This is a genomic window from Pseudonocardia sp. UM4_GMWB1 (assembly GCF_017312155.1).
Classification (GTDB): domain Bacteria; phylum Actinomycetota; class Actinomycetes; order Mycobacteriales; family Pseudonocardiaceae; genus Pseudonocardia; species Pseudonocardia alni.
The window spans coordinates 2,556,916-2,569,499 of record NZ_QJPN01000001.1; the positions used below are offsets into that span (position 1 = coordinate 2,556,916).

Here is a 12,584-nt window from a genome sequence, read left to right on the forward strand (position 1 = left end):
GAGGACATGAGCAATCCCCAGGCAGCGCAGACCCTGCCGCCGAGCCCGACGCTGACCACGACCGACACCGCGTTCCGGGTCGAGAGCTGGGAGCGGATCGAGTTCACCCTCTCCTACGTCGACGGCGCCTTCGCGCCGGAGAACACGCATGTCGCGGACCTGTACCGGGACCGGGGCCGCTGCCTGATGGTCGTCGACGAGACGGTGCACGAGCTCTACGGCGACCGCATCCGCGCCTACTTCGACCACCACGGCATCGCGCTGACCACCGTCCCGCTGACGATCGCGGAGACCGCGAAGAGCCTGCGGACGCTGGAGAGGATCGTCGACGCGTTCGCCGAGTTCGGGCTGAACCGCACCGAGCCGCCGCTCGTCGTCGGGGGTGGGCTGACCACCGACGTCGCCGGGTTCGCCTGCGCGTCCTACAAGCGGGGCACCCCCTACATCCGCATCCCCACCACGCTGATCGGCCTGATCGACGCCAGCGTCGCGATGAAGGTCGCGGTCAACCACGGCAAGCACAAGAACCGGCTCGGCGCGTTCCACGCCTCGCACGACGTGCTGCTGGACTTCTCGTTCCTGGCGACGCTGCCCGAGGCGCAGGTCCGCAACGGCGTCGCCGAGATGATCAAGATCGCGACGGTGGCGAACGCCGACCTGTTCGACCTGTTGGAGAAGTACGGCGAGGACCTGCTGGCCACCGGGTTCGGGCACCGGGACGGCACGCCGGAGCTGCGCGAGATCTCCCACCGCGCCACCTACGACGCCGTCCGCACCATGCTCGAGCTGGAGCACCGCAACCTGCACGAGCTCGACCTCGACCGGGTCATCGCCTTCGGCCACACCTGGAGCCCCACCCTGGAGCTGGCGCCGGAGACGCCGATGCTGCACGGGCACGCGATCAGTGTCGACATGGCGTTCTCCGCGACCCTCGCCGAGCGGCGCGGCTACATCTCGACCGGCGAGCGGGACCGCGTCCACCGGCTGTTCAGTGGGCTCGGGCTCACCGTCGACAGCCCGTACCTCACCCCGGAGCTGCTGACCGAGGCCACCGAGTCGATCACCCAGACCCGGGCCGGGCTGCTGCGCGCGGCGGTGCCGAAGCCCATCGGCACCTGCCACTTCGTCAACGACGCCACCCCCGCGGAGCTGACCGCGGCCCTGGCCGCGCACAAGGAGGTCGTCGCCGACCTGCCGACGGCGGCGGGCGGGGTGGACATGTGGTCGCTGAAGTGACCGGCGCACCGACCCGGCCCGCCCGCCCGGTCACACCGACGACGATCCTCGCCGAGCTGCTCGACGACCTCGTCACCCGCGCCGGGCCGGGCGCCGACGCCGACCTCGTCCGGGCCCGGGACCTGGCCGCTGGCCTGGACCCCTACCTCGACGAGCACACCTCGCCGGCGTCGTCGGCACTGGTCGAGCTGGAGGCGCGCACCCGGTCCGCGGCGTGGACCGGGACCCTGGAGCAGGAGATGCTGTCCGGTCACGTCGAGGGCCGGTTCCTGGCGTTCCTCGTCGGGATGACCGGCGCCCGGCGGGTCCTCGAGGTCGGCATGTTCACCGGCTACTCGGCGCTCGCGATGGCCGAGGCCCTGCCCGAGGACGGCGAGCTGGTCGCCTGCGAGCTCGACGCCGACGTGGCGGCGTTCGCGCGGGACTGCTTCGCCGCGTCCCCGGCGGGACGCCGGATCCGGGTCGAGGTCGGCCCGGCCGCCGACGCCCTGGAACGGCTGCGGGGCACCGCGTTCGACCTGGTGTTCGTCGACGCCGACAAGGCCGGTTACGCCGGGTACCTCGACACCGTCCTCGACGGCGGTCTGCTCGCCCCGGGCGGGGTGGTCTGCGTCGACAACACCCTGATGCAGGGCCTGCCCTGGACCGGGGACCGGACGGCGAACGGCGACGCCATCGCCGCGTTCAACCGCCGGATCACCGACGACCCCCGCGTGGAACAGGTGCTGGTGCCGCTGCGCGACGGGCTGACCCTGATCCGACGGTCCGCATGAGCCGCACCACCGCCCTGAGGGGCCGGGCCCGTTCGTCGGGCCCGGCCCCGGCGCGGCTCGCCTCGGGCGTCGTCGCGCTCGCCGCCGCCGGGCTCGCCGGGCGTGCGCTGGGCACCGGCCGCGACGGCGCCCCGCGCGAGGGCACGGCGGCGACCCGGGTCCGTACCGCGGGCACCCTCGCCCTGCTCACCGCCGCCCTGCCCGCCGACCTGGCGATCACCGGCGTCGCTGCGCTGGCCGGGCTCCTGCGCCGACGTGAGCGGGCCCGGCCGCACCGGCCGCTGACCGTGCTGCTCAGCGGCGGGAAGATGACCAAGGCGCTGGAGCTGGCACGGGCCTTCCACCGTGCCGGCCACCGGGTCGTGCTCGTCGAGCAGGCCCGCTACCGCTTCACCGGGCACCGGTTCTCCCGGGCGGTCGACGCGTTCCACGTCGTCCCCGCCCCGGACGCACCGGGTTACGCCCACGCGCTCGCCGACATCGCCCGCCGGGAGGGGGCCGACGTGTACGTGCCGGTGTGCAGCCCCGTCGCGAGCTGGTACGACGCCGACGCCAAGCGGCTGCTCGAACCGTTCTGCGCGGTCGTGCACCCCGACGCCGACGTCGTCGCGATGCTCGACGACAAGCACCGGTTCACCGCGACCGCCGCCGGGTTCGGCCTGCCGGTGCCCGCGGCGCGGCGCATCACCGACCCGGCGCAGGTCGTCGACCACGACTTCGCCGCCACCCCGGGGCGCACCTGGATCCTCAAGTCGCTGCGCTACGACCCGGTGCGCCGCCGCGACCTGACCCGGCTGCCGCGCCCGACCCGCGCCGAGACCGCGGCGTTCGTGGCGACCCTGCCGATCTCACCGGACAACCCCTGGATCCTGCAGGAGTTCGTCGAGGGCACCGAGTACTGCACCCACGCCACCGTCCGCGACGGCGAGGTCCGCCTGTACTGCTGCTGTCCGTCGTCGAGCTTCCTCCTCAACTACGACCACGTCGACCACCCGGCGATCGAGGACTGGGTGCGGCGGTTCTGCGGCGAGCTGGGGGTGACCGGGCAGCTGTCGTTCGACTTCATCGAGGCACCCGACGGCCGGGTCCTGGCCATCGAGTGCAACCCGCGCACCCACTCCGCGATCACCCTGTTCCACGACCACCCGGGTGTCGCCGCGGCCTACCTCGACGCCGGTGCCGGCACACTCGTGCCGGCACCGGCGACCCGGCCGACCTACTGGCTGCACCACGAGCTGGGCCGGCTCCTCGGCGACCCCGGGTCGTGGCGGGAACGGTTGCGGATCGTGCGCGACGGACGGGAGGCGCTGCTCGACGTGCACGACCCGTTGCCGTTCCTGCTGGTCCCGCACCTGCAGATCGCCTCGCTGCTGCTGGGCAACCTGCTGCGCGGACGGCCGTGGGTGACCGTCGACGTGAACATCGGCAAGCTCGTCGAACCGGCGGGGGACTGAACCGTGCTGCGTGTCCTGCACCTCGTCGGCTCGGGCGTCGACGAGTTCTTCTGCGACCTGTCCCGGCTCTACGCCGCGGACTGCCTCGCCGCGACCGCCGACCCGGCGCGCTACGAGTTCGTCGTCGCGTACGTGACGCCGCAGGGCTGGCGGTTCCCGGCCGGGCTCGACCCGGAGCAGATCGCTGCCGCGCCACTGCGGACCCTCCCCGAGGCGGTCGCCGAGATCGCCCGGGCGGAGGTGGACGTGATGGTGCCGCAGATGTTCTGCCGGCCCGGGATGACCCACCACCGGGCGCTGTTCGAGCTCCTCGGGATCGGCTATGTCGGCAACACCCCGGAGGTCATGGCGCTGGGCGCGGACAAGGCCCTGGCCCGCGCGGTCGTCGCGGAGGGCGGGGTCGCCGTCCCGGCGGGGGAGACGGTGCGCGCCGGGCAGGCGCCGACGGTCCGGCCGCCCGCCGTCGTCAAGCCGGCGGACACCGACAACTCGGTCGGCGTCAGCCTCGTCCACGACCCGGACGGGTTCGAGGTGGCGGTGAAGGCCGCCCTGGTCCACGGCGACCGCGCCCTGGTCGAGGAGTTCGTGCCGCTGGGCCGCGAGGTCCGGTGCGCGGTGGTGGAGCGCGACGGCGACCTGGTCGGCCTGCCGCTGGAGGAGTACCGGATGGACGCGGTCGACAAGCCGGTCCGCCTCGCCGACGACAAGCTCGCCCGCACCGGCGACGGCGACCTGCGCCTGGTCGCGAAGGACGCCCGGTCCTGGATCGTCGACGCAGGCGACCCGGTCACCCGGCCGGTGCAGGACGCCGCCCGCGCGGCGTTCCGCGCCCTGGGCTGCCGCGACTACGGGCTGTTCGACTTCCGCATCGACCCCGACGGCCGGCCCTGGTTCCTGGAGGCCGGGCTGTACTGCTCGTTCGCCCGCACCTCGGTGGTCGTCACGATGGCCGAGGCCGCGGGGATCGGCGTCGCCGACCTGTTCGCCGACGCCGTCACCCGCGCCGCCGCCCGCACCACCGCCCCACCGGGCTCCGACCGCTGATCCGGCTCCCGCCGCCGGTGGGTCGCGCCGTCGCACCCCGCAGGTGGCCCGCGCACCCTCCGCGGCGGGTGCGGCGACCGCGTCCGGGGTGCGCGACGGGAACTCAGCGGGCGGCGCGGGGCCGGACGTGCTCGCGCACCATGCCGCGGTGCATGACCCGGTCCCCGACGACGCCCGCGTGATCGGCGCGGTGCAGCACGCAGGCGTTGTCCCAGATCACGACGTCGCCCGGTGCCCACCGGTGGTCCAGCACGTTGTCCGGCCGCGTCGAGTGCTCGATCAGCTCCCGCACGGTCGCCGCGGACTCCTCGGTGTCCATCCCGCCGACCTCGGCGCAGCGGGCCGCGGTCGACAGGTAGAGCGCGGTCCGGCCGGTGCGCGGGTGCGGGCGGAACACCGGGTGCCAGGCCTCGGTCTCGGTACCGGCGTCGTCGGGGGACAGCCCGGTGACGACGTGGCGGATGCTGCGGCCGTCGAGCCGGGTCCGCAGCGGCTCCGGGAGCGTCTCGTAGGCGCGGTACTGGTTGGAGAACTGCGTCGCGCCGCCCCGGGCGGGGACGGTCACCGCCCGCAGCGCGGTGTAGGCGGGCGGGGCCGCGACGTAGCTGGTGTCGACGTGGAACGAGCTGCGCGGCGGGGTGTCGCGGCCGACGTTGGAGATCACGTTGAGGTCCGGGTGGGTCTCCAGCGGCGTCTCACCGGTGGTGAACGCCAGCGGGCCGAGACCGCGGAGGAAGGCGAGGAAGCCGTCGTCGCCGACGTCGTCCTGACCGGGCAGGACGAGGACGCCGTGCTCGGCGAGCAGCGCCCCGAGCGCGTCCGGGTCGAGGTCGGGCAGGGACGTCCCGGTGACGCGGGCGCCGACCGGGTGCAGGGCCTCGATGTCCATCACCCGAGTGTGCGGGCGCCCGCGGTCACCCGCGCGCCGGGCGCGGGGCCTGCCCCGGGGGCGGACACGGGCCCGACGCCGGGGTCAGGACGCCGTGCGGCCCCACCGGCGGCGACGCGGGCGGTCGGCGGGCTCGTCCTCCATCGGGGCGGCGATCGCGAGCCGCCCGACCTGCTCGTTGAGGACCTTGAGGTGTACCCGGACGTCGTCGTGGGTCGGGTCCAGCACCGCCTGCTCGGCGATCTCCGCGGCCTGGTCGACCGACTGCTTCAGCGACGCCTTGGCCTTGTTCAACCGGGCGGCGATCCGCTTCGCCGGCGGCTCGGTGAGCCGGAACCGTGCCGGCTCGATCGAGTCGCCGACGGCGGCCAGGCGCTGCACCGCCTCCAGCTCGGAGTCCAGCCGCTTGCCGATCTCGGTGAGCCACGTCCGCACCTGCATAGCCGAGATCACCGTGGTGATCCGGTGGAAGCGCTGCACCTGCTCGGTGCACTCGGCCACGTAGGTCCGCCAGTACCGCGAGAGCGGTGCGGGTGACGGCTCGGATCCGGGTCGCAGGAGTGACACGTGCGCAGGCTACCGGTGATCACGACGAGGTCGCCGTGGGTCACGGGATGCGCCCGTCCGTCGCCAGCACCGGCGCGTCGGCGGTCACGGTGTCGGGGTAGATCAGGCCGCTGCCGGTGTTCAGCACGACGACCGTCTCCGACCCGTCGAGCCACCCCGACTCCCGCAGCCGGCCCGCCGCGGCGACGCAGGCCGCGCCCTCCGGGCAGATCCAGGTGCCCTCGTCGCGGGCGAGGGCGTGCTCGGCGGCGAGCAGCTCGTCGTCGGAGACGGCGACGGCGGTCCCGCCGGTGTCGTACACGGCGTCGAGGACGAGGAAGTCGCCCAGCGCCCTGGGCACGGTGATCCCGAACGCGACCGTGTGCGGGTCGGCCGGGGCGGTCGACTCGCGCAGCCCGGCCTCGAACGCGTCGACGATCGGCGCGCAGCCGGTGGCCTGCACCGCGACGAGCCGGGGCAGGGGGCCGGAGATCCAGCCGAGCTCCCGCATCTCCGCCAGGGCCTTGTGGATCGCGATGATCCCGACGCCGCCGCCGGTGGGGTAGAGGATGACGTCCGGGCAGCGCCAGCCGAGCTGCTCGACGATCTCGTAGCCCATCGTCTTCTTGCCCTCGATGCGGTAGGGCTCGCGCAGCGTCGAGGTGTCCTGGTACCCCGCCCCGGCGGAGTTGCGGCGGGCGACGGCGTCGGCGACGAGCTTCCCTGCGTCGCCGATCAGGCCGTCGACCAGGTACAGCTCCCCGCCGGAGACGACGACCTCGCGCCGGGTGATCTCCGGGGCGTCGACCGGCATCGCGATCAGCGCACCGAGCCCGGCGCGCGCGGCGTAACAGGCCCAGGCGGCACCGGCGTTGCCGTTGGTGGGCATCGCGACCGCCCGGACTCCGAGCTCGGCGGCCCGGGACACCCCGACGGCGGCGCCGCGCGCCTTGAACGCCCCGGTCGGGACCAGCCCCTCGTCCTTCATCCGCAGGCCGGGCACCCCGAGGCGGGCACCGGCACGGGGGAGCGGGAGCAGCGGGGTCATGCCCTCGCCCATCGTCACCACGTGCGCGGGGTCCCGCACGGGCAGTACCTCGTGGTAGCGCCACAGGTCCGGCGGGCGGGCGGCGATGTCGGCCGGGGTCACCAGCGTCCGGGCCCGGTCGAGGTCGTAGCGGGCGAGCAGCGGGGCACCGGAGGCCGAGGTGCCCTGCACCGTGTCGGCGTCGAGGACCTCGCCGGTACGGGAGCACTCCAGGTGGGACAGCGTCGAGAACTCGGGCACGGGTCCAGCTGATCTCCCGCCGTGCCGCGGCGCAACCGGAGGGGTGACGGCGGCGCGGGCAGGAGCAGGTCGCCACGACTACGCCGTTGCGACGATCCTGTTAGCCTCGGGAACGCAAGCGTGAAAGTTCAACAACTGAGAGGAACCCATGCGACCGCTCCCCGCGCCGCTCTCCGACACCGCACTCCTGCTCGTCCGGCTGCTCGTCGGCGTCGTCCTCGTCGCCCACGGCCTGCAGAAGCTCTCGGGTGGTGTCGGCGGGGTCGCGTCGAGCTTCGCCGGCATGGGCATCCCGCTGCCCACGGTCTCCGCGCTGTTCGTCATCGCGGCCGAGCTCGGGGGCGGTCTGCTGCTGATCGCCGGTGCCGCGACGACCGTGGCGGGGCTTGCCGTCGTCGTCGCGATGGCGGGGGCCTACCTCTTCGCGCACGTGGGCCTGAACCCGTTCGTCGACTCGGGCGGCTGGGAGCTGGTCGGCGTGATCGCCGCCGGTGGACTCGCGCTGGCCGCGACCGGACCGGGCCGGTTCTCCGTCGACGCGCTCGTCGCCGGACGCGGTCGCACGCCCGCCCGGCACGCGGTGGGTGTGTCCGCGGGGGAGTAGTACCCGCCCGCACGGGGGATCCCTCCGCATGCCCGAGGGACACACCGTGCACCGGCTCGCGCGGCTGCAGCGCCGCCGCTACGCCGGACGGCCGGTGGCCGTCTCCAGCCCGCAGCGCCGGTTCACCACCGGCGCCGAGATCGTCGACGGGCGGGTGCTGGTCGACGTGCAGGCCCACGGCAAGCACCTGTTCCAGCACTACGGGCCGGACACCACCGTGCACGTCCACCTCGGACTGTGGGGCCGGTTCCCGAACCGGACGCTCCCCCAGGAGCCGCCCCGCGGCCAGGTCAGGATGCGGATGGTCGGCGAGACGCACTACGCCGACCTGCGCGGCCCGGCCGCCTGCGAACTGCTGGACGACGTGGGCGTGAAGGAGCTGCGGGCCCGCCTCGGCGAGGACCCGTTGCGCGACGACGCGGACCCGGCGCGTGTCCGGGAGCGGTTCGCCCGCTCCCGTGTCCCGCTGGCCGCCCTGCTCATGGACCAGTCGGTGATCGCGGGCATCGGCAACGTCTTCCGCGCCGAGACGCTGTTCCGCACCGGACTGGATCCGATGACCCCGGCCCGCGACCTCGACGACCGGTCCTTCGCCCTGCTCTGGGACGACCTGACCGAGATGCTCCGCGACGGCGAGCGGCGCGGCCGGATCGAGACGCTGCGCCCCGAGCACGACCCGGCCCAGCTGGCGCCCCCCGACCGCGGCGCGGTCTGCGCCAGCGTCGTCTACGCCTACCGCCGCACCGGACAGCCCTGCCTGGTCTGCGGCGCCCCGATCGCGCACGCCGAGGTCCGCACGCGGAACCTGTTCTGGTGCCCCGGTTGCCAGGCCGGAGGCAGCGCCCGGCCGCTCACCGAACGGTGACGATGGATGTCCGATCTGTCCTGTACCGGGCGGTAGCGGTACCGTTGACGTCATGCTGTCGACCGGTCCCGCTCGTCCGGAAGCGGGGCGTCGGCCGATCATCCGCTGGGACGCCGCGCTGTCCGGGGCCGCGCTGGCCGCGACCGGGATGCTCGTCGCACTGGGCGTGTTCGGCGCCGTCTTCCTCGTCGCGTTCCTCGACTACTGCCCGCCGCGGACGTGCAGCTCCTCGGCGGTGCTCGTCTCGGTCGGCGGGTCGCTGGTGATCGCGGCCGCCGCCGGTGTCGCCGGGCTCGCCATGACCGTCCTGCGCATCGTCGAACGGCGCCCTGCCTGGCCCTTCGCGGTGGTCACCCTCGCCGTGACCGGTTCCGCCGTCGCCTTCGGCGCGGTCCACTACGCGAGCGCGATCGGATACTGAACCATTCAGGGTTCGATTCCCAGAATGCGTGCCCCGAGCCGGGTCTCGCGGCCGGAGCCGTTGCACGCACCGCAGTTCCGCCAGGACTTCGTGGCGAGTGCGCCGTAGTGTCGCGGGCTGCCCTTGCAGCGCCCGCACCGGGTGAGGGGATGCAGGTAGAGCGACCCGATATAGAGGACGAGGGCCACCGCGCCGAGGATCACCAGAATGGTCGTCCCACTCGCCCCGTCCTGTTCCTCGGCCGCAGACAGCAGGAATTGCGTCATTCTCGTCGCCCCCGATGAATGGAGCGCGCGACCCCCTGTCGCCGCCCCGGCCACCGAGACTACGTCGCCGTTTCCGGAATCCTTGACCGGTTCATCACTGTTGATGATCGCCGGCCCGGTCGGCTGCATCGGCCGCCGGAACCCGTTGCGCCGTCCGGCGGAAGCCGAGCACGATCGCGGCGGACATCAGCATCATCACCGCGACCACCCACATCCCGGCGCGGGAGTCGCCGGTCAGGTCCTTCAGCCACCCCGCGACGAACGGCCCGGCGAACCCGGACAGGTTGCCGAAGGAGTTGATCAACCCGATCCCGGCGGCCGCCCCGGCACCGGTGAGGAACGCGTTCGGCAGCGCCCAGAACGGCGGGATGGCGGCGAAGACCCCGATCGCGCAGACGGTCACGCACGCCATGACCAGCAGCGGTGAGTCCATGTACAGCGCGCCCGCGATCGCGACCGCCCCGACGACGGCCGGGACGGCCACGTGCAGCCCCCGCTCGCCGCTGCGGTCGGAGTGCCGGGCCCACAGCACCATCGTCACCGACGCGATCGCGTACGGCACCGCGGTGATCAGACCGACCTCGACCAGCGAGTAGTCGGCGCCGAACTGCTGCTCGAACCCGGCGACGATCTGGGGCAGGAAGAACGCCAGCACGTAGAGCCCGAACACGATCCCGAAGTAGACCACCGAGAGGGCCACCACCCGGCCGTCGCGCAGGGCGGCGGCGACGCCGCGGTCCTGCCCGGCCGCCGCCGCGTCCTCGGCGGCGATCCGCTCCTCCAGCGCGACCGCCTGGTCGGCGGGCAGCCACCGGGCCCGGGTCGGGCGGTCCGGCAGCAGCCACAGCACCGCGATCCCCAGCAGCACCGCCGGGATGCCCTCGACGAAGAACATGAAGCGCCAGCCGGCGTCGAAGCCCAGGGCACCGTCGCCGACCGAGATCAGCCACGTCGACAGCGGCCCGCCGACCACCGAGGACAGCGGCACGGCCAGGAAGAACAGCGCGACGATCCGTGCCCGCTCGACCCTCGGGAACCAGTAGGTCAGGTACAGGATGATGCCGGGGAAGAAGCCGGCCTCGGCGATGCCGAGCAGCACCCGCACGACGTAGAAGCCGATCTCGCCCTGGATGAACGCCGTCGACGACGCGACGATGCCCCAGGTCACCATGATCCGGGCGATCCAGATCCGGGCGCCGACCCGGTCCAGGATCACGTTGGACGGGACCTCGAAGAAGAAGTACCCGATGAAGAACAGCCCGGCGCCCAGGCCGTAGGCGGCCGCGGACAGGCCCAGGTCGGCGTTCATCGTCAGCGACGCGAACCCGACGTTGACCCGGTCGATGTAGTTCAGCAGATAGGCCAGGGCGAGCAGCGGGATGAGCCGCTTCGTCGCCGTCCGTACGGCCGTCGAGGCCAGCACGCCTTCCCCCTCCGTTGCGGTGCGCACGCCCGCGCAGTCTCTCCGCCGGAAGGTCAGTCCTTCAACCAGGCGTAGGCGGTGTGCCGGGAGACACCGAGCGCCGCCGCCATCGCGCTGACCTCGCAGCCGGCCTCGCGCCCGGCGCGCAGCAGCGCGCGGCGGCGTTCGCGCGGCGCGTCCGCCGCCGCCCGCAGCTCCTCCAGCACGGCCGCGGACTCGGCGGATCCCCGGCGGCGGCCCACCCCGGGCCGGGAGAACGCGCGGACGGCGTCGGCGTCCCAGACCTTGCGGCCGCCCGGGCCGGGGTCGGGCAGCGGGGCCGGCGCCTGGCCGCGGGAGACGTAGGAGTTCCAGGTGCCCACCTGCACGCCCCAGTGGGCGGCGCACTCGTCGCTGGTCCAGGTCGTCACGACAGGAGGGTGCCACGGCGCCGCCGGACGGGAGCGTCCAACGGCGCCGCATCGTGGATCAACAGGGCTTCCAGGTCTTTCCGCCCGGGGCATAGCACCGCGGGCCGGTGTATCCGGCGGGCCCGGAGCCACCTCCGGTCCCGCCACCCGCTTCGGGCTTCGGCTTGGGTTTCGGTGCAGGCTTCGGCTTCGGTGCGGGCGCCGAGTTCCTCGCCGGGCTCGGGGCCGCCCCACCTCCGCCCGAGGTCGGCCGCGGCGCCGGTCCGCCGGTGCCGCCACCGTCGGCCGGGGGAGTCGGCGGTGGCGGCGGTGTCCGCAGGACGCGGGCACGGTGCGTGGCCGCATCGACCTCCGTCCGGGCGCTCGATGCGATCGTCCTGACCGTGGCCGACCACTGCCGCCGGTCGGAGAGCAGACGAGCCGCCCGCCAGATCATCGCCTCGCCCGGGACGGCGCTGTCCAGCCGGGACTGCAGGGCGAGCGCGGTGGCGACGACAGCGGCCGCTCCGGCCGCTGCCGAGTCCGCTTCCGCGGGGGTGGCCGCGGTCGCTCCCGACGTGAGCGTTGCCGACGCGGTCTCGACGGCGTCGACCTGGCCGGGAACGGTACACGCGACGGCCGGGTCGAACAGGCCGCGCCGGGCTGCGACGGCCTCGGCGTGGGCCTGCTCGACCTGCGGCAGGAAACGGTCGTTGCCCCCGATCTGCATCGGTAGCGCGAGACCGGCGCGGGCGACCTCCGCGTTCGCGAGCCGGCCGTCGCCCAGCTGCACGCCGGCGAGTACGCGGCCCCAGCCGTCGACCTTCTCCTCGTCGGTCATGACCTCGATCTCGGTGCCGGGTGGGAGCAACGAGGCGAGGTAGGCCGACGCCTCCGGGCCCAGGCACTCGACATCGGCGTTCGGGTCCTTCGTCTCGGGAGTGTCGATGTTCAGCAGGCGAATCCGCTGCTCCCGCCCGTCGACCACGGCGTCGATCGTGTCCCCGTCGACCACCCGGGACACCGTCGCGCGGGCGCTGTCGCAGCCCGTGACCAGTCCCGTCATCACCGAGGCGGTCAGCACCATCGCCGCCGCCCGTGTCCCTCGTCGCACGTCGCCCCCCCCAGCAGGAGCCCTCGGCACCGTGCCGAGCCGCTCCGTCGGACGGCTTCTCGATCTTCGTCCGGTTCGTCGTTATCGACCGGGGATCAGGATCATCACAAGTGATGATCCTGTCGGCGCCGCAGCTCCACGTACGCGAGCAGACGCACGGGCAGGTCCCGGGCGAGAACGTGGAGCAACACCACGGCAACGGCGGCGAGCCGGCGCAGAACCTCCGCAGCGGCCAGGAACCGGTCCAGACCGGAGCGCACGATCCGCCGCGG

Annotated in this window: 15 protein-coding genes; 7 read left to right on the forward strand and 8 right to left on the reverse strand. The window is 73.8% G+C overall.

The features are described 5' to 3' along the window. The first annotated feature begins 6 nt into the window (after nucleotides 1-6). Genes DMP15_RS12420 through DMP15_RS12435 form a run of 4 tightly spaced genes read left to right on the forward strand, consistent with a single transcriptional unit; the run spans nucleotide 7 to nucleotide 4,507 of the window. Nucleotides 7-1,236, forward strand: a complete 1,230-nt coding sequence (locus DMP15_RS12420; protein ID WP_073574224.1) for a sedoheptulose 7-phosphate cyclase — start codon at nucleotides 7-9, stop codon at nucleotides 1,234-1,236. Beyond that, nucleotides 1,233-2,009 carry an O-methyltransferase gene (locus DMP15_RS12425; protein WP_073574223.1) on the forward strand — a complete coding sequence of 259 codons (777 nt, stop codon included), beginning with the start codon at nucleotides 1,233-1,235 and terminating at the stop codon, nucleotides 2,007-2,009. The genes DMP15_RS12420 and DMP15_RS12425 overlap by 4 nt, the downstream gene beginning before the upstream one ends. Continuing rightward, a complete protein-coding gene (locus DMP15_RS12430) occupies nucleotides 2,006-3,463 on the forward strand; it encodes an ATP-grasp enzyme (RefSeq protein ID WP_304580031.1) in 1,458 nt (485 codons plus the stop codon). Before DMP15_RS12425 ends, DMP15_RS12430 begins: the two co-directional genes overlap by 4 nt. 3 nt (nucleotides 3,464-3,466) lie before the next feature. Beyond that, nucleotides 3,467-4,507 (forward strand): D-alanine--D-alanine ligase family protein, encoded by a 1,041-nt coding sequence (locus DMP15_RS12435; RefSeq protein ID WP_337825921.1) that lies wholly within the window; start codon nucleotides 3,467-3,469, stop codon nucleotides 4,505-4,507. Nucleotides 4,508-4,610: 103 nt separating this feature from the next. Here the strand turns inward: DMP15_RS12435 and DMP15_RS12440 are convergent, their stop codons facing one another. The 3 genes from DMP15_RS12440 to DMP15_RS12450 form a co-directional block, all read right to left on the reverse strand. Then, entirely contained in the window at nucleotides 4,611-5,396 is a 786-nt protein-coding gene (locus tag DMP15_RS12440) for a TauD/TfdA dioxygenase family protein (RefSeq protein ID WP_337825922.1), read from the reverse strand. An 84-nt stretch (nucleotides 5,397-5,480) separates the two neighbouring features. Beyond that, the gene (locus DMP15_RS12445; protein WP_062396040.1) at nucleotides 5,481-5,963 is read right to left on the reverse strand and encodes a hypothetical protein; all 483 of its coding nucleotides are present in this window, start codon (nucleotides 5,961-5,963) and stop codon (nucleotides 5,481-5,483) included. Between the two features lie 40 nt (nucleotides 5,964-6,003). Beyond that, on the reverse strand, nucleotides 6,004-7,230 hold the full coding sequence (locus DMP15_RS12450) for a threonine synthase (protein WP_337825923.1): 1,227 nt from the start codon (nucleotides 7,228-7,230) through the stop codon (nucleotides 6,004-6,006). Between the two features lie 148 nt (nucleotides 7,231-7,378). Between DMP15_RS12450 and DMP15_RS12455 the strand changes: the two genes are divergently transcribed. From DMP15_RS12455 to DMP15_RS12465, 3 genes are read left to right on the forward strand one after another with little or no spacing between them, the layout of a single operon-like run. Continuing rightward, nucleotides 7,379-7,834 carry a DoxX family protein gene (locus tag DMP15_RS12455; protein ID WP_073574218.1) on the forward strand — a complete coding sequence of 152 codons (456 nt, stop codon included), beginning with the start codon at nucleotides 7,379-7,381 and terminating at the stop codon, nucleotides 7,832-7,834. 28 nt (nucleotides 7,835-7,862) lie between these two features. Then, entirely contained in the window at nucleotides 7,863-8,699 is an 837-nt protein-coding gene (locus DMP15_RS12460) for an Fpg/Nei family DNA glycosylase (RefSeq protein WP_073574217.1), read from the forward strand. A 52-nt stretch (nucleotides 8,700-8,751) separates the two neighbouring features. Beyond that, nucleotides 8,752-9,120 carry a hypothetical protein gene (locus DMP15_RS12465; RefSeq protein WP_073574216.1) on the forward strand — a complete coding sequence of 123 codons (369 nt, stop codon included), beginning with the start codon at nucleotides 8,752-8,754 and terminating at the stop codon, nucleotides 9,118-9,120. Nucleotides 9,121-9,125: 5 nt separating this feature from the next. On the opposite strand, the gene DMP15_RS12470 is transcribed toward DMP15_RS12465, so the two are convergent. From DMP15_RS12470 to DMP15_RS12490, 5 genes are all read right to left on the reverse strand, one after another. After that, nucleotides 9,126-9,515 (reverse strand): hypothetical protein, encoded by a 390-nt coding sequence (locus tag DMP15_RS12470; protein WP_161152731.1) that lies wholly within the window; start codon nucleotides 9,513-9,515, stop codon nucleotides 9,126-9,128. Next, entirely contained in the window at nucleotides 9,481-10,836 is a 1,356-nt protein-coding gene (locus DMP15_RS12475) for an MFS transporter (RefSeq protein ID WP_337825924.1), read from the reverse strand. The genes DMP15_RS12470 and DMP15_RS12475 overlap by 35 nt, the downstream gene beginning before the upstream one ends. Before the next feature lie 26 nt (nucleotides 10,837-10,862). Then, nucleotides 10,863-11,219, reverse strand: coding sequence for a hypothetical protein (locus DMP15_RS12480; protein WP_073574423.1), 357 nt, complete (start codon nucleotides 11,217-11,219; stop codon nucleotides 10,863-10,865). A gap of 58 nt (nucleotides 11,220-11,277) precedes the next feature. Further along, entirely contained in the window at nucleotides 11,278-12,312 is a 1,035-nt protein-coding gene (locus DMP15_RS12485; protein ID WP_337825925.1) for a thermonuclease family protein, read from the reverse strand. Between the two features lie 104 nt (nucleotides 12,313-12,416). Further along, nucleotides 12,417-12,572, reverse strand: a complete 156-nt coding sequence (locus DMP15_RS12490) for a hypothetical protein (protein ID WP_337825926.1) — start codon at nucleotides 12,570-12,572, stop codon at nucleotides 12,417-12,419. Between the last annotated feature and the right edge of the window lie 12 nt (nucleotides 12,573-12,584).

Excerpts from the sequence above, each read along its gene's own strand:
- DMP15_RS12430 (WP_304580031.1), top strand. The coding sequence starts at position 2,006 with ATGAGCCGCACCACCGCCCTGAGGGGCCGGGCCCGTTCGTCGGGCCCG.
- DMP15_RS12460 (WP_073574217.1), top strand. The coding sequence starts at position 7,863 with ATGCCCGAGGGACACACCGTGCACCGGCTCGCGCGGCTGCAGCGCCGC.
- DMP15_RS12440 (WP_337825922.1), bottom strand. The coding sequence starts at position 5,396 with ATGGACATCGAGGCCCTGCACCCGGTCGGCGCCCGCGTCACCGGGACG.
- DMP15_RS12470 (WP_161152731.1), bottom strand. The coding sequence starts at position 9,515 with ATGCAGCCGACCGGGCCGGCGATCATCAACAGTGATGAACCGGTCAAG.
- DMP15_RS12465 (WP_073574216.1), top strand. The coding sequence starts at position 8,752 with ATGCTGTCGACCGGTCCCGCTCGTCCGGAAGCGGGGCGTCGGCCGATC.
- DMP15_RS12420 (WP_073574224.1), top strand. The coding sequence starts at position 7 with ATGAGCAATCCCCAGGCAGCGCAGACCCTGCCGCCGAGCCCGACGCTG.
- DMP15_RS12455 (WP_073574218.1), top strand. The coding sequence starts at position 7,379 with ATGCGACCGCTCCCCGCGCCGCTCTCCGACACCGCACTCCTGCTCGTC.